Below are 19,391 nucleotides of genomic sequence, written 5' to 3' on the forward strand. Positions count from 1 at the left end.
AAGGAATTGAAGATCCCGCCGTCGAAGCCGCGGCATTCAACCAGCACTATCGAAGATATCGCGCGCGTCCTCGACGCGATCGAGCACGAACATCTCTTCCGTTACGCGATCCTCGCCCTCAACACTTGGGCGCGGCCCGAGGCAATCTTCGACTTCTCGCCGCGCGTGCAGCGAGAGCATGGTCTGATCTATCTCAACCCGCCGGACCGCTTCCAGACCAACAAGCGCCGTGCGACGATCCTCGAGACGCGGTGTCTCGGCGGCTGGCTGGACCTTTGGGCTGCGATCGACGCAAGGGCGCGTCGCGAAGCGGTGCTGGCGGGCGAGCCGCCGCCCCCTGAGGCGTTGCTGGTCTTCCAGGGTGAGCGAGTGCGGGCAGTGAAGAAGTCGCTCAAGAGCGCCGTGAAGGCCGCTGGCGTGACCAAATTCAGCCCGGGCTCGTTCCGCCATTTCATGGCGAGCAAGATCCGACCGATGTGCCGCGGCGTCACGCGCGAACAGCGCTCGATCTGGCTGGGCCACTCCCTGAAGGAAGGGTCACGGACAACCGACAACTATGAGGCCTTCGATCCGGAATTCCTCTCCGACGTCGCTCTCGGCATCGACTTCATCATGCAGCAGATCCAGAACCACTGCCGACGGGACCTGTTTGCTGTTGAAGTTCGGTTGAATGCGCGCGAGCTCGCCCGCATCGGCGCCAAGCCAGAGAAGAAAATCAAGGCAAATCAGGAAGGTAGTGGTAGGCGGCGAGAGATTCGAACTCCCGACCCTCTCGGTGTAAACGAGATGCTCTAACCAGCTGAGCTAGCCGCCCTTACCTGCGCGCCTCTTTAGCCTCGCCCGCCCCTCGGGCGCAAGATCGCCAAGCTCGCAAAGCCTCAATCCATAGCTTTCAATCCCTGGGCTTCAAACCATCGGCCGCGCCGGCAATTCCTTGAGATCATTGATCCAGGGCGCGGCGGAGCGGCACCAGACCTGGCGTTGCGGGGTCAATTCGCCGCGCTGGCGAATGCTGCCCCAGCGGATACCCCAATCGTCGGGAACGCCGTCCTCTCCGCTCGTGAACAAGGGGGAACCACAGTCGCCGCAAAAGTGCTGGAAGCGGATTCGGCCGTTATCGCCCCGCTTGCCGTAAATCTTCGGCGCACCTGCGGTCAGCCGGACCTGCTCGGCGGCGCAGATCACCGTGACGCGATAGGGCGAGCCGGTCAGCGCCTGGCAGTCCGTGCAATGGCAGATCGACATCCGTTCGGGATCGATCTCCGCCTGATAGGTCACGGCCCCGCAGTGGCATTGCCCGTCGATCTGCATCTGCGTTCTCCCAATTCGGCGTCGTGCAACAAGGCGGTCGCCAAGAGGTCGTTCCCGGGGATGCGGCCCGCAAGGTATCCGGAACACGGTCGGGTGCCCCGCTGGGACAATACTGGCATCCCAAAACAGGATTGATTGGGATACCAATTCGGGATACGTCGATTGGATCCAAAACTCTACTCCCAGGCCGGAAGATCGCCATGTCGCAGATGCTTCAGATCCACGACCAGCTCCGGGAGATGATCCTCTCCCTCGATCTCGGCCCGGGAGAGCGGCTGACCGAGCGCTGGCTCGAAAGCCGGTTCGAGGGATCGCGCACGCCGATCCGCGCCGCGCTGGTGCGGCTCGAAGGCGAAGAGCTGGTCCGCCGCGACGGCCGCAACTGGATCGTCGCACCGATCGACCTCGGAGAGCTGGAGGCGCTGGCCGAGTTCAGGATCCCGCTGGAGACGACAGCCGTCCGCCTCGCCTGCGCGCGGGCGAGCGCGGCCGACATCGCCGGCGTCGAAGCGCTGCTGGATGCCTGCCAGTCCGGCGCGCCGCGCGAGGAATGGCACCGCGTCGGCACCGATTTCCATGTCGAGATCGCGCGCCTCTCCGGCAATCCCTTCATCGTCAAGTCGATCGCCGGAGCGATGACGCGGCTGTCGCGGGCGCGCTGGCTCGAAGTGTGGACCGAGCCCTCGCGCGAGCAGGCCTGGCGCGAGCACCGGCGCATCCTCGGCTTCATCAAGGCCAACGATCCGGAAGCCGCCGCGCGCGAGGCCGCCGATCACATCACCGACACCCGCGATCGCCTGCTCCGTTCGCTGAACGAGGATCGCCGCGGCCTGCGGGCGCGCGGCTTCGCCGTCATCGGGCTGCGCTGACATGAACATGGAGATCGATCGCGAAGCGGCCCTCGACGCCGGACCCTGGAAGCGCAACCTGGTCGTCTGCGTGCTCGGCTCCTTCACCACCATCGTGGGAATGACGGTGCTGCTGCCGTTCCTGCCGCTCTATGTCGAGCAGCTCGGCGTGACCGACCATGCCGCCATCGTGCAATGGTCGGGCGTGGCCTATGGCGCAACCTTCTTCAGCGCGGCGCTGACGGCGCCGCTATGGGGACGGCTCGCGGACCGCTATGGCCGCAAGCTGATGCTGATCCGCGCGAGCCTCGGCATGGCGGTCGCGATGTCGCTGATCGGCATGGCGCACAACGTCTATGAGCTGGTCGGCCTACGGCTGTTGACCGGCCTGCTCGGCGGCTACGCCTCGGGCTCGACCGTGCTGGTCGCGTCGCAGACGCCGAAGGAGCGGTCCGGCTGGGCGATCGGCGTGCTGTCGGCCGGCATCATGGCCGGCAGCCTGGTCGGTCCCTTGATCGGCGGCCTGTTGCCGGGCCTGATCGGCATCCGCGCGACCTTCTTCCTGATCGGCGGGGTCATCTTCATTACCTTCCTCGGCACGACCTTCCTGATCCGCGAGGATGCGCGTCCGAAGACGGCGAAAGGCGCTAAGGCGCGCGGCGGCTGGTCGCTCGTTCCGGACAAGCGTCCTGTGATCGCGATGTGGGGCACCGGCCTGCTCTTGATGATCGCCAACATGTCGATCGAGCCGATCATCACGGTCTATGTCGCGCAACTGGTCGAGGCGCCGCAGGTGACGTTCGTCGCCGGCCTCGTGATGTCGGCGGCGGCGTTCGGCAGCCTGCTGTCGTCGTCGCATCTCGGCAAGCTGGCCGATCGTGTCGGCCATTGGAGGATCATCACGATCTGCCTGGCCGCCTCGGCGCTGCTGCTGATCCGGCAGGCCTTCGTGGTCAGCGGCTGGCAGCTGATCCTGCTCCGCTTCCTGATGGGGCTCGCGCTCGGCGGCCTTTTGCCCTGCATCGCAAGCGTGATCCGGCACAACGTACCCGACACGGTCACCGGCAGCATGCTGGGCTATTCGATCTCGGCGCAATATGCCGGCCAGGTGATCGGCCCGCTCGCCGGCGGATTCATCGGCGGCCATATCGGCATGCGCGCGGTGTTCCTCGGCACCAGCGTGCTGATGGCACTCGGGGCGATCGGCAATTTCGTCATCGAGAAGAAACAGTAGTCGCCTGCCCGGCTCCTCGTGATGACCAAAACAAAAACGGCGCCCGAAGGCGCCGTTTGATCTTTCAGATTGAAGACTGCTTCAGTGCGCCGTCAGGCCACCGGACGCCTCATCCGAAGCGTCGGGCTTGACGTCGACCTTGCTGGTCTCCTCTTCCCAGACGATCGGTACAGGCACGCGGGTCAGCGCCTTGGCAACGACCTCATCCAGCCGCGAGACCGGAATGATCTCCATGCCGCCCTTGATCGCATCGGAAATCTCCGTGAGATCCTTGGCGTTGTCCTCGGGGATCAGCACCGTCTTGATGCCACCGCGCGCGGCAGCCAGCAGCTTCTCCTTCAGACCGCCGATCGGCAGCACGCGGCCGCGCAACGTGATCTCGCCGGTCATCGCGACATCGTGGCGGACCGGAATGCCGGTCATGACCGAGATGATCGCGGTGGCCATCGCGACGCCGGCGGACGGACCGTCCTTCGGGGTTGCGCCCTCCGGCACGTGAACGTGGATGTCGCGGCGGTCGAACATCGGCGGTTCGATGCCGTAGACGATCGCGCGCGAGCGGACGTAAGACGCCGCCGCCGAGATCGACTCCTTCATCACGTCGCGCAGATTGCCCGTGACGGTCATCTTGCCCTTGCCGGGCATCATGACGCCTTCGATGGTCAACAGCTCGCCGCCGACATCGGTCCACGCCAGACCGGTGACGATACCGACCTGATCCTCGTCGTCGATCTCGCCGAAGCGATACTTCGGAACGCCGAGGAACTCTTCGATGTTCGCCTCGGTGACCTTTACCGACTTCTTCTTGGAGATCATCAGCTCCTTCACCGCCTTGCGGGCGAGTGTGGAGAGCTCACGCTCCAGGTTACGCACGCCCGCTTCGCGAGTGTAGCGGCGGATCATCAAGAGCAACGCCGCGTCGTCGATCGACCATTCCTTGGAGTCCAGACCGTGCTTGGAGAGCGCGCTTGGGATCAGATGCTTGCGCGCGATCTCGACCTTCTCGTTCTCGGTGTAGCCGGCGATCCGGATGATCTCCATGCGGTCCATCAGCGGGCCCGGAATATTCAGCGTATTCGCGGTCGTGATGAACATCACGTTGGACAGGTCGTAGTCGACCTCCAGGTAATGGTCGTTGAAGGTCGAGTTCTGCTCGGGGTCCAGGACCTCAAGCAGCGCCGACGACGGATCGCCGCGGAAATCGGCGCCCATCTTGTCGATCTCGTCCAGCAGGAACAGCGGGTTCGAGGTCTTCGCCTTGCGCATCGACTGGATGATCTTGCCGGGCATCGAGCCGATATAGGTGCGGCGGTGACCGCGGATCTCGGCCTCGTCACGCACGCCGCCGAGCGACACGCGCACGAACTCGCGGCCGGTCGCCTTCGCGATCGACTTGCCGAGCGAGGTCTTGCCGACGCCGGGAGGCCCGACCAGGCACAGGATCGGTCCGGTCAGCTTGTTGGCGCGCGACTGCACCGCGAGATACTCGACGATACGGTCCTTGACCTTCTCGAGCCCGTAGTGATCGGAGTCCAGCACCGCCTGCGCGGCCTCGAGGTCCTTCTTGACCTTGGACTTCTTGCCCCACGGGATCGACAGCAGCCAATCCAGATAGTTGCGCACGACGGTCGCTTCTGCGGACATCGGCGACATCTGGCGCAGCTTCTTCAGCTCATGCTGGGCCTTCTCGCGCGCTTCCTTGGAAAGCTTGGTCTTGGAGATCTTCTCCTCCAGGTCGGCCAGCTCGTCGCGACCTTCGTCGTCGCCGAGCTCCTTCTGGATCGCCTTCATCTGCTCGTTCAGGTAATACTCGCGCTGGGTCTTCTCCATCTGGCGCTTGACGCGCGAGCGGATGCGCTTCTCGACCTGCAGCACCGAGATCTCGCTCTCCATCAGGCCCAGCACCTTCTCCAGGCGCTGCGTGACGGACAACGTCTCCAGGATCGCTTGCCGATCGGCAATCTTGACCGCGAGATGCGAGGCAACGGTGTCGCCGAGCTTGGCGAAATCGGTGATCGCCTGAACCACGCCGACAACCTCGGCGGAGATCTTCTTGTTCAGCTTCACATAGCTTTCGAAATCGGACACGACCGAACGCGCCAAGGCCTCGGCTTCAACCGAGCTGGCGTCAGTGTCGGCGAGCGCGACCGCGGTCGCCTCGTAGTACTCGCTGCGGTCGGAATACTTCTCGACACGCGCGCGCTCGAGGCCCTCGACCAGCACCTTCACGGTGCCGTCGGGCAGTTTCAGGAGCTGAAGCACGCTGGCGAGCGTACCGGTCTCGTAAATTGAATCGGGCGCCGGATCGTCATCGGACGCGTTCTTCTGCGTCGCGAGCATGATCAGCGCGTCGTTCTTCATCACCTCTTCGAGCGCGCGGATCGATTTCTCGCGGCCGACGAAGAGCGGCACGATCATGTGCGGGAAGACGACGATGTCACGGAGCGGCAGCACCGGATAGGAATGGCTTTCGCCGTGGACGATCGTTGGCCGGGGTTTTGAGGTCGTCATGGCCTTATCCTTTTGTTTTGCCCCCTTGCTCGCAGTCCGCCTGTTTGCGCAACCGCCACAAGGTGCCTTGGTGATCCGGAATTAGATTGCCGTCAGCAGCCGCATATTCCGCATCGTAAAGCGACGAATCTCAACGCATGAGATTCCTCACCGATAGCATTAGGTGGCTATCAGGCAGGGGGGTGTCAAGTCTGAGAAGTGCCGGGAAATGTAGGCTAAACAGGCATTTACTGCGACGCGAAAATGGCTTGCTGCTGCGCCGCAACGGCCGCCGGATCGCCCGGCAGCCGCATGAATTGCGACGACAGAAAGTTCCGCCTTAGGCGCTCGCACTGCTCTCGACGGCGCGGTCGGAACGATCCGCGTAGATGTAGAGCGGACGCGCCGTGCCCTCGACGACCTCGCGCGAGATCACGACTTCCTCGACGCCTTCGAGGCCCGGGAGGTCGAACATGGTCTCGAGCAGAATGCTCTCCAGGATCGACCGCAGGCCGCGTGCGCCGGTCTTCCGCTCGATCGCCTTGCGGGCGACCGCGCCAAGCGCCTCGTCGGCGAAGGTCAGCTCGATGTTCTCCATCTCGAACAGCCGCTGGTACTGCTTCACCAGCGCGTTCTTCGGATCGGTCAGGATCTTCTTCAGCGAGGCCTCGTCCAGGTCCTCCAGCGTCGCAACGACGGGCAGACGGCCGACGAATTCCGGGATCAGGCCATACTTCAGCAAGTCCTCCGGCTCGACGTGACGGAAGATCTCGCCGGTACGGCGATCCTCCGGCGCCAGCACCTGCGCCGCGAAGCCGATCGAGGTCGAACGGCCGCGCGCGGAGATGATCTTCTCGAGGCCCGAGAAGGCACCGCCGCAGATGAACAGGATGTTGGTGGTATCCACCTGCAGGAACTCCTGCTGCGGATGCTTGCGGCCGCCCTGCGGCGGGACCGAGGCCACCGTGCCTTCCATGATCTTCAGCAGCGCCTGCTGGACGCCCTCGCCCGACACGTCGCGGGTGATCGAAGGATTGTCCGACTTGCGGCTGATCTTGTCGATTTCGTCGATATAGACGATGCCGCGCTGCGCGCGCTCGACGTTGTAGTCGGCGGCCTGCAGCAGCTTCAGGATGATGTTCTCGACGTCCTCGCCGACATAGCCGGCTTCGGTCAGCGTTGTCGCGTCAGCCATGGTGAACGGCACGTCGAGGATGCGGGCCAGCGTCTGCGCGAGCAGCGTCTTGCCCGAACCGGTCGGACCGATCAGCAGGATGTTCGACTTCGCCAACTCGACATCGTTGTGCTTGGTCTGATGGTTAAGCCGCTTGTAGTGATTGTGGACGGCGACCGAGAGCACCTTCTTGGCATGGCTCTGGCCGATCACGTAGTCGTCCAGGACCTTGCAGATTTCCTTCGGCGTCGGGATGCCGTCGCGCGACTTCACCAGCGAGGACTTGTTCTCCTCGCGAATGATGTCCATGCAGAGTTCGACACACTCGTCGCAAATGAAGACAGTCGGTCCGGCAATCAGCTTGCGAACTTCATGCTGGCTCTTGCCGCAGAACGAGCAATATAGCGTGTTCTTGGCGTCGCTCGTGCCGACCTTACTCATCCATTATCTCCGTCCGCCGTTCGACCTCGTTTGCCAGATCGACCCAATCCGGCACAAAACCGGGGTACTGGGTAGATAGAGCAAATTCCGTACCAAAAAAGACCCTACGCAATACTGACCGTGTGGATCACGGTTTATTCGAATCTCCGCGATCATAGCCGATGCATTACAGCCAACCATGCTGGCACCCGACTATCAAGAATTCGCTAATCGGGAGGCCGGCTCAAGACCGTGACAATACCGTGATTTTCCACGGTCGCACGTGGAATACGCGTCGAAATCCACGGAACGTTGCGGGATTACCACGCCGGGCAATAAGCACGAAAGCGGAACTTTCTGCCCCGCATATGCGCTTGCGGGGTACTCCGCCGTCCTGCTTTGCCGACTATGTGAGGCGTCAATGTGGAGATCACACCGACGCCTCGGGTCGCCTGCCCAGATCAGACAGCCTTGTTAGGCGGCCTTGACTGCCGACGGATCTTCCGGCCGCTTGTCGATGACCTTGTCGACGAGACCGAACGCCTTGGCGTCCTCGGCGGTGAGGAACTTGTCGCGCTCCAGCGCGTCCTCGATCGCCTTGTAGGTCTGGCCGGTGTGCTTCACGTAGATCTCGTTGAGGCGCTTCTTGAGATTCAGTATCTCCTGCGCGTGCAGCATGATGTCGGTGGCCTGGCCCTGGAAGCCGCCGGACGGCTGGTGCACCATGATGCGGGAGTTCGGCAGCGAGAAGCGCATGTCCTTCTCGCCGGCTGCGAGCAGCAGGGAGCCCATCGAGGCCGCCTGCCCCGTGCACAGCGTCGACACCGGCGGACGGATGAACTGCATCGTGTCGTAGATCGCAAGGCCCGACGTCACCACGCCACCCGGCGAGTTGATGTACATCGAGATTTCCTTCTTCGGATTCTCGGCCTCGAGGAACAACAGCTGCGCGACGGTCAGCGTCGCCATGCCGTCTTCCACCGGACCGGTGACGAAGATGATGCGCTCCTTCAGCAGGCGCGAGAAAATGTCGTAGGCGCGTTCGCCGCGATTGGTCTGCTCGACGACCATCGGCACGAGGTTCATGTAAGTTTCAACGGGATCGCGCATGAAAGGACCCAAGGGTTAGGGGTGATGCAGAACTTCAAGCCTTAATCCAGATAAGGGCCAATTTCCGGCCGACAAGGCCGGCACTAGCCACCTGGGCAGGTCGCCGAAGTTCAAGCCGATTCGCGCCGGCGCGCCTAGCGACGGAGGCCCGTCGCCGGCACGCTTTCGCGGTTCATCATTAACGCGAGGTGCCGCAATTAAGCGGCAGTTTGCTCGGCGTCTTCATCCTTGAACAGCTCATCCTTGGAGACCTTCTTCTCGGTCACGTTGGCGAGCTCCAGGACGAAGTCGACAACCTTGTCCTCGTAGATCGGCGCGCGGAGCTGGGCCAGCGCCTGGGCGTTGCTGCGGTAGTAATCCCAGACTTCCTTCTCGCGGCCCGGCATCTGGCGCGCGCGCTCGATCACGGCGCGAGAGACCTCGTCGTCGGTCACGGTGATCTTGTTCTTCTCGCCGATCTCCGACAGCACGAGGCCGAGGCGGACGCGGCGGTCGGCGATCTTCTGGTACTCTTCCTTGGCCGCATCCTCGGTGGTGTTCTCGTCGGCGAAGGACTTGCCGGTCGAGTCCATCTCGGCCTTGATCGAGTTCCACATCAGGTTGAACTCTTCGGCGACAAGCGACGGCGGCGCCTCGAATTTGTGGCTCTCGTCGAGCCGGTCGAGCAGCGCGCGCTTGACCTTCTGGCGGGTCGCCCCGGCGAACTCGGCGGTCAGGCGCTCGCGCGCGGCTTCCTTCAGCTTGTCGAGCGATTCGAGGCCGAGCGTCTTGGCGAACTCGTCATCGATCGCGGCCTCACCGGGCGCCTCGATCAGCGTGGCGGTGGTCTCGAACTCGGCCGGCTGGCCGGCGAGCTTGTCGTTGAGGTAGTTCTTCGGGAAACCAACCTTCAGCGTGCGGGTCTCGCCCGTGCCGATACCGATCAGCTGCTCCTCGAAGCCCGGAATGAACTGGCCGGCGCCGATCACGACCTGGATGCCCTCGCCGGTGCCGCCCTCGAAGGCTTCACCGTTGATGGTGCCCTTGAAGCTGATGGTGACGCGGTCGCCCTTCTCCGCCGCACCCTCGGTCTTGGCGCTGTACGGGCGGCTGCCTTCGGCGATGCGCTTGATGGCATCGTCGACGTCGGCGTCGGAGACATCGACCACCGGCTTCTCGACCGAGAACGACTTGAAATCGGCGAGCTGGATCTGCGGCACGACCTCGATCGCGACGGTGTAGGTCAGGTCGGTCTTGCCCGACAGCAATTCCTCGACCTGGTCCTTCTCGGTCGGCATCGTGATCTTCGGCTCGCCGGCGAGGCGGAAGCCGCGATCCTCGAAAATCTGCCGGTTGGTGTCGCTGATGGTCTGGTCGATGGTCTCGGCCATGACCGAGCGGCCGTAGATCTTCTTCAGGTGCGCCACCGGCACCTTGCCGGGACGGAAGCCGTTGAGACGGACCTTGTCCTTGAGGTCGACCAGCTTGGCGCCCGCCTTGGCATCGAGATCGGATGCCGGAACGCTGATCTTGAATTCGTGCTTCAGTCCCTCGTTTAGGGTCTCGGTGACCTGCATGGTATCAATCTTCTTCCGCTTTTGCCGCGGCCCGAGCGGCCGTGGCAGTGTTCAATCTGTTCGACGGTAAGCCTTGCGGCCTAACGTCTGTGGGTTCGGTGAACCCTCGTCCCCTTCGGGGCCCAAGGCTCTCCAAGAATTCGTCATGCAAACGCTGTAAGCGCTTGGTGCGGGCGGAGGGACTCGAACCCCCACAACTTTCGTCACTGGAACCTAAATCCAGCGCGTCTACCAGTTCCGCCACGCCCGCGCGAAAAGCATCCAGTCCGGCCGCGATGCCGCGGGCGGCCGGGCTTATAACATGCGCCCGCCGGTTCGCAGCAAAAAAATGGCCGCTTGAGAGCCCGCCCTGCGACCGATCGCGACTGGACAGGTACACTTGAAAATGGTCCGCATCGGCCGGATGGCAAGCCCCCTAGCAAGTCCCGAATTTTCCCTTACCCGGCGCGACCTAATCGCCGGCCTCGGCGCCGCGGCGCTTTGCCCCGCTTGGCCGGCCACCGGCTCGGCGCAGGGCCGGACGGCAGTTGCGCTGCAGGCGAAAGCCGACCGCATCTCGCTTCGTCCCGACGGACCTGAGACCCCGGTCTGGTCGCTCGGCGGCGGCGACCTCCGCTTCAAGCGCGGCGAGGTGCTCGACGTGACGTTCGGCAACGAGCTGCCGGTTGCGGCCGCGCTCGATTGCCGCGGCCTCGATGGCGTCCCGGCCGCGGAGCCCCTGGCCTCCCGGGCGCCCCTTGCCACGGGGGCAAAGGATACCTTCCAGCTGCCGCTTCGGCATGCCGGCACCTTCCTGTGCGAGCCGCTTTTCGGGGACGGCACGGCGCCGGCGCGGCCGCGCCCGCTGATCGTGACCGGCACCTCGCCGGTCGCTGTCGATCGCGACGAGGTCTTGCTGATCGAGGAGTGGCGTCTGCAGTCCGATGGAACCGCGATCCCGCCTGGAAGCGATCCAAAAAATTCGACGCAAATTCATACAATTAACGGCAAAACCTCATACGACATCTCGGCACCGGCCAATGCCCGCCTCAGACTCCGCTTTATCAATGGCAGCCAACGCAGCGTGCTGGCGGTCAAGCTGGACAAGCTCGACGTCCGGGTGATGGCGATCGACGGCCAGCCGGCCGAACCGTTCCCGGCCCGCAACGGCGCGCTGGTCCTGGCTCCCGGAAGCCGCACGGATGTCTTTGTCGATGCGGCCGGTCCGGCCGGAACGAGCTTCCCGATCCTGCTGCACGACGGTAAGCAAGCCCGCCCGGTCGGCAAGCTCGCCGTCTCGCACGAACCGCCGATCCGAACGGCGCCGTTCCCGCCGGCGCCACCGCTGCCCGGCAATGACATGCCCGCCCAGCTCGATCTGAAGAGCGCTACGCGATTCGATCTGGCGCTCGGCGCGCCCACCGAGTGGTTCCGCCCGGCGGATTTCAAGCCGTCGACCGCCCCGGCCTTTCAGGCCAAGACAGGCCGAACCGTCGTGCTGGCCCTGACCAACCGGGGCGCGATCGCCAGCGTCTTTCATCTGCACGGCCACCACTTCCGTCTGCTCGACCGGCTCGACGACGGCTGGAAGCCGTTCTGGCTCGACACGCTCGCGGTCGAACCGGGCCAAACCCAGCACATCGCCTTCCTCGCCGAATATCCTGGCCGCTATCTGATCGAGCAGGTCGCGACCGATTGGGCCGCGCCGCGGCTCGTGCGATGGTACGGTGTCCAATAACAAGAAGTGGAAACCGCTTGAGGAAAGACCGATGAGCCAGACAGTTGCAGCGATTCGCGGAGTGAGGGCACGAAGCGTCGTGGTGCCGCTCAAGCGTCCTGTGAAGACGGCGTTTGGCGTGATCGATTCCGGTCCGCTGGTGCTGATCGATGTCGAAACCGATCAAGGCGTTACCGGCCGTACCTACATCTTCGCCTACAGCAAGCTCACACTTAACCCTCTCTGCTATCTGATCGAGGAGATCGGTCACGAGCTGATCGGCAGGCCGGTCGCCCCGTTCGATCTGATGCAGGCGATGGACGCCAAGTTTCGGCTGCTCAGCGCGCAGGGTCTGGTCGGGATGGCCGTGTCCGGTCTCGACATGGCCTATTGGGATGTGCTCGGCCAACTCGCCGGCCGGCCGCTGGTCGAGCTGCTCGGCGGCTCGGCAAAGCCGATCAAGGCCTATGACAGCTACGGCGCGGTCGATCCCGTTGCGGATGAGCGCGCGCTGCGCCGCTCGCTCGACCAAGGCTTCAAGGGCATCAAGATCAAGGGCGGCGACGGCGATGCCGCCAATGACGAACGCGTCGTGAAGGGCGTGCGCGCCCTGCTCGGCCCCGACGTCGCGCTGATGATCGATTTCAACCAGTCGCTGGATCCGGCGGAAGCCACCCGCCGCATCGCCCGGCTTGCGCCTTATGACCTGCATTGGATCGAGGAGCCGGTGCCGCAGGAAAGCCTGTCCGGCCACGCCAAGGTCCGCGAAACCTCGCCCACGCCGATCCAGGCCGGCGAGAACTGGTGGTTTCCGCGCGGCTTCGCCGAGGCGATCGCGGCCGGCGCATCCGACTTCATCATGCCCGACGTGATGAAGGTCGGCGGCGTCACCGGCTGGATGCAGGTCGCGGGACAGGCCGATGCAGCGTCGATCCCGATGTCGAGTCATTTGTTCGCGGAAGTCAGCGCGCATCTGCTCGCGGTGACGCCGACCGCGCACTGGCTCGAGTTCCTCGACTTCGCCGGCGCGATCCTCACAAGGCCCGCCGAGATCATAGACGGCGCGGTGACCGCCCGCGGTCCCGGGCTCGGCATCGAATGGAACGAGCCGGCGGTGGCGAAGTATCTCGTGAGCTAGCGCCGCGCCAGGTCAAGCGAGGAGCCCAAGGGTCGTGCCAGTTTCTTCGCGCATTCTGCCCCCCTCCTTCGGCGATTTTCCGTCGTTGCCGGGCCTTGTGCTGGCCTGTTTCATCGGCTCATGCTTGGCCGGACCAGCGTTCGGCAAAGATCGCGACGACGACAGCGGCGCTCCGAACCCAGCAGGGGCTACGCCAAATATCTATCTCGATTTGCGGACAAGCTACGCAACGGTGCCGGCCGGCGCTTTGCCGGTCGGTTTCGGCAGCCCGGCTCTGTTTAGCGCGCTGCAGTCGCTCGCGCTCGCGAACGGCAACTCGCTTCCGACCAGCGTCTCCTTGCCGTCCCGGCAATCCCTCGCCGTCGATCTTCCATTGACGGTCGATGTCACCGATGCGGTGTCGCTGTATGCCGGCATTTCCGGCACCACGACCTATGGCCCCGCGCAGGGGTGGTCGGCCTTCGACGTCACCAGCTGGAACGTCGGCTTTCAGGCGGACCTCTACAGCCAGAACGGTGGCTCAATCCCGACCATCACGTGGCAATCGACAATCACCCAGGCAATCCCGAACGGGCCGACTGGGACGACGACCTTCAACAACATTCTCGAGTTCGACTATGCCTTCGGCAAGGACGGAACGCGCGGAATGCTGGCGGGCATCCAGGACACCCGCGTCGAGGTAGCGACCGATCTCGCACGGATCCATCCAAATATCATCGGCTATGTCGGCGGCTATTATCAGTGCCGAGCAACTGGAAATTCACCGGACGGGTCGGAGTACAGCATTTCGGCGGCGCGCAGCTCCTGAACTTCACGCCGATCCAGTCCTTCACCGAGCCCATCCTCCGGCTTGACCTCGATCGGATGGATGACAACGACAATCGCCTGTTCGGGGTCACGGCCCAGATCATCTGGGCGCCGAAGCCATCCTATCAGCTGACGCTGAGAACGCCGCTCTATCTTGTGCGCAATTGATGGAGCCTGCCGACCGCTCTCGCAATCTGCCGATCTTGCGCCTGATCGTGAGCTTCACCTTTGCAACGCATTCATGTAGGTCATCACGACATCGGAGCGCCCAATGTCCACCAACAGCAAACTGACGCTCAAATTTCGCTGTCCGAAGGAGCTTGAGGGACTAATTCCGGCCCCCATCCCGGCGGCGCAGGGCGTTCCCGATTGGCTCAAGACAATGCCTGCGACGGCCTTCTCTTCGATCAACCTGCACGACGAGGACACCATCAAGCGCTGCCCGCCCTTCGTGGACGCGATGACCTGCGGGTTCCTGCTGCCACTGGTCTGCGATCTCAGGGTCGAGAACGGCGAAATCACCTGGGATCACGACCTGCCGCCCGGAGGCACACCCGAATTTCCGCGTTCGCCGATCGGCTTTCACGATCCGGGCCAGGTCAGCGGCACGCCATTGTTCGAAGCGGGCCGCTTCTTTCTCAAATTCCACAATCTGTGGACCGTCGAGGCGCCCGAAGGCTACGCGATCTACTTCACCCATCCCGTCAACCGCTTCGACCTGCCGTTCACCACGCTCAGCGGCCTGGTCAATTCGGACCTCTATACCGACAATTGGGTGCATTTCCCGGCATACTGGCACGACCGGAATTTCAGAGGTGTCCTCCCCAAGGGGACTCCGATCGCGCAATGCATTCCGGTCAAGCGAGACGACTGGACTGCGCAGGCATCCTCCTTCACCGCGGAAGAAGCCAAGCGCGTCGGCCAGTTCCGGAGTGAGCTCAGGCGGCAGCCCAACCTCTACCGGAGAAACTTCAGGGCGTGAGGCGCGACGAGATTTCGTCCAATGCGCCCGGCCTCACTCCCCGCCGAGAAATTTCGCAACGTCGCGCTGGGAGAAGAAGAAGCGACCATGCGATGCCGCGGCCATGACGAATGCCGCGCGACCCAGCAGCTGGGGCTGACCACGAATGATGGAGCGCAGCGCCGCTTCGGCAGCGTCGCGCTCACCCTGCTCGAACAAGGATGTGGCAAGGTAGGCGCGGGTCGAGCGATCGTCCGGATAGAGCGCGAGCACGCGGCGGAAAGCGTCCGCGGCTGCGGCGTAGTCGCCATGAAGGATCAGGACCCGCCCGAGCTGGTTAAGAATGTCCGGGCGTCCCGGCGCAGCATCACGTGCGGCGGTCAGGACACTCGCAGCCCGCGCGAAGTCATTTGTATCATGCAACAGCCGCCCGAGATCGAGCTTCAGATCGACGCTCTCGGGAGCCAGCGCGAGGCCCGCCTCGATCGTGCTGATCGCCTCGCCGTATTGACCGGCCTTGGCAAGCTGCCCGGCGAGTTCCTGAAACGAAGGGAGATATGGTGGGCGGCGTGCCGCCGTGCGCCGAAGCTGTGCGAGGCCGTCCGTGGCGCGCCCCGCACCGCAAAGCAATGCGCCAAGCAAGGTCTCCACCTCGCCATCGTCGCCGCGGCGTGCAAGCCGCTCGAGCGGTGCAATCGCCTCGCCTCCCCGCTTTTGCCCCATCAGGGCATGCGCCAGGAGAAGCGCCGCGTGTCTGTCCTTGCGGTTTGATTTCAGGATGCTTGTCGCGATCCGCTCTGCCTCAGCAAACTGCCGCGCCCGCAACGCGGATGCGCCTTGTTGCAGCGCCTGAGCGAGGAAACTGTTCTGCCTGTCACTCACGAGGGAGATTCACGGGATGCAAAGGGATGTCATGCGGCTTTAACCCGCCTCTTCCCACGCGTCCACCAAAAGTGTCGTGACGCAGCCATGGCGGAACCGACGCAGTCGCGTCCACGCCGGCGAAGCCATCGGCCGAACACCCGGGTTGCCACGACGGCTCAAGTGCGCTTGCGACGATTGCCCGATCGTTTGGCCCGGGGCGAGTGGACCTCCCCGCCCCTGGCAGCCATTCTCGTTTCCTCCCGCACCATGTCGACGAAAGCACGAAGCCCGGCCGCCATGTGCCGGTGCCGTGGATAGTAGAGGCGCAAACCGGGAAATGGCGGCGTCCAGTCGTCCAACACGGCACGCAAGGTGCCGGCGGCGAGATGCCCCGCTACCCAGAAATCGCTGACGAACGCCAGTCCCACGCCTTCGAGCGCGGCTTCGACCATCAGACTGTCATTGTCGAGGGTCAGCCTGCCCCTGAGGTCCACCACCATCTGCTCGCCGCCGCGCTTCTCGAACTCCCAGTGATAAAGCTTGCCGCTGGGCATCCGTCTGCGAATGCACTCATGGGCGAGCAGATCGAGCGGAGACCGCGGCACCGAACGGCGCGCGAAATAATCGGGCGCACCAACGACGATGAAGCGCGTGTCCGGGCCGCAGGGGATCGCGACCATGTCCTGCGGCACGGCTTCGGCCAACCGGATGCCGGCATCGAAACCTTCCGCGACGATATCGATGGGACGTCCCTCCAGCGTCAGTTCGACGTTCATGTCGGGATAGCGCCGCAGGAATTTTGCGACGATCGGGCGGAGGATCTGATGCGCGGCGCGCTCCTTCAGGTTGATGCGCAGCGTTCCCGCGGGCGTGTCGCGGAACTCGTTGACGTCCTCCATGGCGCCGGCAATCTCGCGCAACGCGGGACTGACCCTGGCGAGGAAACGCTCTCCCGCTTCCGACAGCGCCACGCTGCGCGTCGTCCGATTGATGAGGCGCACGCCCAACCGCTTCTCCAGCGCGGCGATTGCATGGCTCAACGCCGAGGGCGAAATGCCGAGTTCAGTCGCGGCCGCGCGAAAGCTGCGATGCGTTGAAATCGCGACGACGGCGTTCAGCTCGAAAAGGCCAGCATGCTGCATTGTTCGATTATCTGCATCAGGTCATGCCACTCTATGCCGATTATTGCAGCAATCAAGTCGCCTATATCGAGCCCGCAATCTCGATCTGAAGGACATCTCCTATGGCAAAGACTTTCCTCATCACGGGCGTTTCGTCCGGCTTCGGCCGCGCGCTGGCCGAGGCAGCATTGGGCGACGGCCACACCGTCGCCGGCACCGTGCGCAACGAGAATGACAAGCGGACATTCGAAGCGCTCGGCGCCGGCGTGCACGCCGTGGCTCTTGACGTCACCAACACCGAGGCCATCGCGCCCGCGGTCGCCGACGTCGAGCGCAGGATCGGCGCGATCGACGTTCTCGTAAACAATGCCGGCTACGGCCACGAGGGCATTCTGGAGGAATCATCGATCGACGATCTGCGACGCCAGTTCGAGGTCAACGTCTTCGGCGCGGTGGCGATGATCCAGGCGGTGCTGCCCTTCATGCGCAAGCGGCGCGCCGGGCACATCCTCAACATCACGTCGATGGGTGGGATCATCACGATGCCCGGTCTCAGCTACTACCACGGCAGCAAGTTCGCGCTGGAAGGGATATCGGAATCCCTCGGCAAGGAGGTCAAAGACCTCGGCATCAAGGTCACCGCGGTCGAGCCGGGCGGCTTTCGCACCGACTGGGCCGGACGATCGATGGTACGGGCGGAGCGGTCGATCGGAGATTATGACGCTGTCATCAATCCAATCCGCAAACGTCGCATGGAACTGAGTGGCTGGCAGGTCGGCGATCCCCAAAAGGCCGCGCAGGCGATGTTGAAACTCGCTTTGTCGGCCGATCCGCCGACGCATCTCCTACTCGGCAGCGATGCCGTGCGACTGGTCGAGGAAAAAATGAAACTGCTGCAAGCCGAATTCGATGCGTGGAAGAGCGTTTCGCTTTCCACCGACGTTGCCTGAGTTGCGTCAGCGGCCCAAGAGTCCAGCGAACTTTGCCGTCCATCAAACGGCGTCAAGCTGAGCTCGCGGCACAAGCTCCGCGCCCCTTACCGGAGGCATGGCATCCAGCTCGGCAATCCGGCGGTCAATCTCACCGATCACGTGCTTCGAGAACGGCCCGAAATGCAGGTACAGCGCCATCAGCATCACGATGTAGCGCAGTGCGCCTGGGTTGGACTTGGCGACCTCGACGAAGGTCTTCCAGAACGGCTCGCGAACCTCCGGCAGGGTCCGCATGATCCTGTGCACGCCCTCGATGCCGCCAAGCTTCGTGCGCACGTCGCCATCGGGCAGATCGCGGCGCCGGTCGGACCGGTCGAGCATGACGGAAAGCCGCGACAGCCGTCCTGCGTATGCTGTCGGGCTGTACACGTGCCCGAGCACAGCCTTGTAATCCGTAAGGATGTCACGAAGCGGACGCTTGGTGTCGAAATTGCAGCCGAGCGTGCACTGGTCGCCCGCCTGTTCGACCTTCATCAGATCATGGCCTTCGTGCAGGCGGCCTTCCTGGGCTAGCCGCCGCGTCAGCTGTGTGCCAGGCAGCGCATAGAGCAGTCCGACCATGCAGACTGGAATGCTCGCCTCCTCGATGAAGTCGATCATCGCCTGCGCCATTGAGAGTTTCTCGGTATCGAACCCGACGATGAAACCCGCGGTGACGAACATGCCATAGTCGTAAATCTTGTGAACGCTCTCGGCGATGTTGCGCCTGGTGTTCTGACTCTTCTTCATCTGCACGAGGGTCTCTGGATCCGGGCTCTCGATGCCGACGAAAATTCCGAAGAAGTTCGCGTCCTTCATTGCCTGCAACAGCTCGCTGTCATCAGCGATATTGATCGAGGCTTCGGTCGAGAACTCGAACGGATAGTCTCGCTCTTCCAGCCAGGCTTTAAGCCGCGGCAGTAAGATGCGGAGGTTTTTCTTGTTGCCGATGAAATTGTCGTCGACGAAATCGACATGCCCACGATAACCATGATCGTAGAGCGCTTGCAGCTCAGCGAGAATCTGATCGGGGGTCTTGGTGCGCGGCACGCGCCCGTACAGCTCGATTATATCGCAGAACTCGCAGGTGAACGGGCAGCCACGCGAATATTGCACGCCAATAAAGAGATAATGATCGAACTTGATCAGATCGTAGCGGGGCATCGGGCTTAGCGTGACGTCGATCTTGAATTTCTCGGCGATGAATACGCCCTCGCGCTCGCCGCGTTCCCAGGCGGCGATGAATTCCTCGATGATGTGTTCGGCCTCGCCGATCACCTGGAAGTCCGCAGCCGCGTAAAGGTGCGGGCTCGAGGAGACGTCAGGCCCACCGACACATACCGGCTTGCCGTGCCGGTGGGCGAGATCGATCAGGTGGAGAAAATCGGGCTGCTGGTTGAGCATACCGCCGATCATGACGAGATCGGCCCAGTCAAGGTCCTCGTCGGTTGAAGGCTCGGTGTTACGGTTGACGAGCCGAATCTCCCAATGCTTCGGCAGCATGGCGGCGACGGTGATCAGTCCGAGTGGCGCCGCCGGATACTTCGCGCCGACGAGTTCGCAAGCTTCCGTATAGTTCCAGAACGAGTCTGGAACGAACTTCGGATAGATCATTAGAACGCGGCAGGGACTCGTCATGGTGCTCCGGTCCGTACCACGCGGCTTCGAGGCTCAAGGGTACTTTCGCTCG

General features: G+C 63.4%; 16 protein-coding genes and 2 tRNA genes. 7 read left to right on the forward strand and 11 right to left on the reverse strand.

The window, feature by feature from the left end:
• Window positions 1–36: 36 nt before the first annotated feature.
• The 3 genes from HAP47_RS23165 to HAP47_RS23175 all read right to left on the reverse strand — a co-directional run bounded on the left by HAP47_RS23165 (window position 37) and on the right by HAP47_RS23175 (window position 1,311).
• Entirely contained in the window at window positions 37–450 is a 414-nt protein-coding gene (locus HAP47_RS23165; protein ID WP_176396289.1) for a hypothetical protein, read from the reverse strand.
• Window positions 451–737: 287 nt separating this feature from the next.
• Window positions 738–814, reverse strand: a tRNA-Val gene (locus HAP47_RS23170).
• 92 nt (window positions 815–906) lie between these two features.
• Window positions 907–1,311, reverse strand: a complete 405-nt coding sequence (locus HAP47_RS23175; RefSeq protein WP_173642614.1) for a GFA family protein — start codon at window positions 1,309–1,311, stop codon at window positions 907–909.
• Window positions 1,312–1,511: 200 nt separating this feature from the next.
• Here HAP47_RS23175 and HAP47_RS23180 point away from each other — a divergent pair, with 200 nt between their 5' ends.
• Both HAP47_RS23180 and HAP47_RS23185 read left to right on the forward strand, forming a co-directional pair.
• Window positions 1,512–2,180 carry a GntR family transcriptional regulator gene (locus HAP47_RS23180; RefSeq protein WP_173642613.1) on the forward strand — a complete coding sequence of 223 codons (669 nt, stop codon included), beginning with the start codon at window positions 1,512–1,514 and terminating at the stop codon, window positions 2,178–2,180.
• A 1-nt stretch (window position 2,181) separates the two neighbouring features.
• Complete coding sequence (locus HAP47_RS23185) at window positions 2,182–3,393, forward strand: MFS transporter (RefSeq protein WP_173642612.1); 1,212 nt, start codon at window positions 2,182–2,184, stop codon at window positions 3,391–3,393.
• Window positions 3,394–3,474: 81 nt separating this feature from the next.
• Here the strand turns inward: HAP47_RS23185 and lon are convergent, their stop codons facing one another.
• The 5 genes from lon to HAP47_RS23210 all read right to left on the reverse strand — a co-directional run bounded on the left by lon (window position 3,475) and on the right by HAP47_RS23210 (window position 10,393).
• Window positions 3,475–5,904 carry an endopeptidase La gene (gene lon / locus HAP47_RS23190; RefSeq protein WP_173642611.1) on the reverse strand — a complete coding sequence of 810 codons (2,430 nt, stop codon included), beginning with the start codon at window positions 5,902–5,904 and terminating at the stop codon, window positions 3,475–3,477.
• Between the two features lie 319 nt (window positions 5,905–6,223).
• On the reverse strand, window positions 6,224–7,498 hold the full coding sequence (gene clpX, locus HAP47_RS23195; protein ID WP_024583449.1) for an ATP-dependent Clp protease ATP-binding subunit ClpX: 1,275 nt from the start codon (window positions 7,496–7,498) through the stop codon (window positions 6,224–6,226).
• 453 nt (window positions 7,499–7,951) lie between these two features.
• Window positions 7,952–8,587, reverse strand: a complete 636-nt coding sequence (locus HAP47_RS23200; protein WP_173642610.1) for an ATP-dependent Clp protease proteolytic subunit — start codon at window positions 8,585–8,587, stop codon at window positions 7,952–7,954.
• Between the two features lie 197 nt (window positions 8,588–8,784).
• A complete protein-coding gene (gene tig, locus HAP47_RS23205; protein WP_173642609.1) occupies window positions 8,785–10,143 on the reverse strand; it encodes a trigger factor in 1,359 nt (452 codons plus the stop codon).
• 165 nt (window positions 10,144–10,308) lie between these two features.
• Window positions 10,309–10,393 (reverse strand) — tRNA-Leu (locus tag HAP47_RS23210).
• 135 nt (window positions 10,394–10,528) lie between these two features.
• On the opposite strand from HAP47_RS23210, the gene HAP47_RS23215 reads away from it, so the two are divergent.
• From HAP47_RS23215 to HAP47_RS23230, 4 genes are all read left to right on the forward strand, one after another.
• The gene (locus tag HAP47_RS23215; protein ID WP_173643161.1) at window positions 10,529–11,860 is read left to right on the forward strand and encodes a multicopper oxidase family protein; all 1,332 of its coding nucleotides are present in this window, start codon (window positions 10,529–10,531) and stop codon (window positions 11,858–11,860) included.
• 31 nt (window positions 11,861–11,891) lie between these two features.
• On the forward strand, window positions 11,892–12,977 hold the full coding sequence (locus tag HAP47_RS23220; protein WP_173642608.1) for an enolase C-terminal domain-like protein: 1,086 nt from the start codon (window positions 11,892–11,894) through the stop codon (window positions 12,975–12,977).
• A gap of 85 nt (window positions 12,978–13,062) precedes the next feature.
• Window positions 13,063–13,785 (forward strand): hypothetical protein, encoded by a 723-nt coding sequence (locus HAP47_RS23225; protein WP_371821647.1) that lies wholly within the window; start codon window positions 13,063–13,065, stop codon window positions 13,783–13,785.
• Window positions 13,786–14,055: 270 nt separating this feature from the next.
• Window positions 14,056–14,766: a hypothetical protein gene (locus HAP47_RS23230; protein ID WP_173642607.1), complete on the forward strand. Its 711-nt coding sequence runs from the start codon at window positions 14,056–14,058 to the stop codon at window positions 14,764–14,766.
• Window positions 14,767–14,799: 33 nt separating this feature from the next.
• Here the strand turns inward: HAP47_RS23230 and HAP47_RS23235 are convergent, their stop codons facing one another.
• Together HAP47_RS23235 and HAP47_RS23240 are read right to left on the reverse strand one after the other, a co-directional pair.
• Window positions 14,800–15,627 carry a tetratricopeptide repeat protein gene (locus HAP47_RS23235; RefSeq protein WP_173642606.1) on the reverse strand — a complete coding sequence of 276 codons (828 nt, stop codon included), beginning with the start codon at window positions 15,625–15,627 and terminating at the stop codon, window positions 14,800–14,802.
• A gap of 158 nt (window positions 15,628–15,785) precedes the next feature.
• Window positions 15,786–16,751 carry a LysR family transcriptional regulator gene (locus tag HAP47_RS23240; RefSeq protein ID WP_173642605.1) on the reverse strand — a complete coding sequence of 322 codons (966 nt, stop codon included), beginning with the start codon at window positions 16,749–16,751 and terminating at the stop codon, window positions 15,786–15,788.
• 101 nt (window positions 16,752–16,852) lie between these two features.
• Here HAP47_RS23240 and HAP47_RS23245 point away from each other — a divergent pair, with 101 nt between their 5' ends.
• Window positions 16,853–17,680 (forward strand): oxidoreductase, encoded by an 828-nt coding sequence (locus HAP47_RS23245; protein WP_173642604.1) that lies wholly within the window; start codon window positions 16,853–16,855, stop codon window positions 17,678–17,680.
• A gap of 42 nt (window positions 17,681–17,722) precedes the next feature.
• Here the strand turns inward: HAP47_RS23245 and HAP47_RS23250 are convergent, their stop codons facing one another.
• Complete coding sequence (locus HAP47_RS23250; protein WP_173642603.1) at window positions 17,723–19,339, reverse strand: B12-binding domain-containing radical SAM protein; 1,617 nt, start codon at window positions 19,337–19,339, stop codon at window positions 17,723–17,725.
• Window positions 19,340–19,391 lie beyond the last annotated feature (52 nt).

This window comes from Bradyrhizobium sp. 41S5, assembly GCF_011516665.3.
GTDB lineage: Bacteria > Pseudomonadota > Alphaproteobacteria > Rhizobiales > Xanthobacteraceae > Bradyrhizobium > Bradyrhizobium quebecense.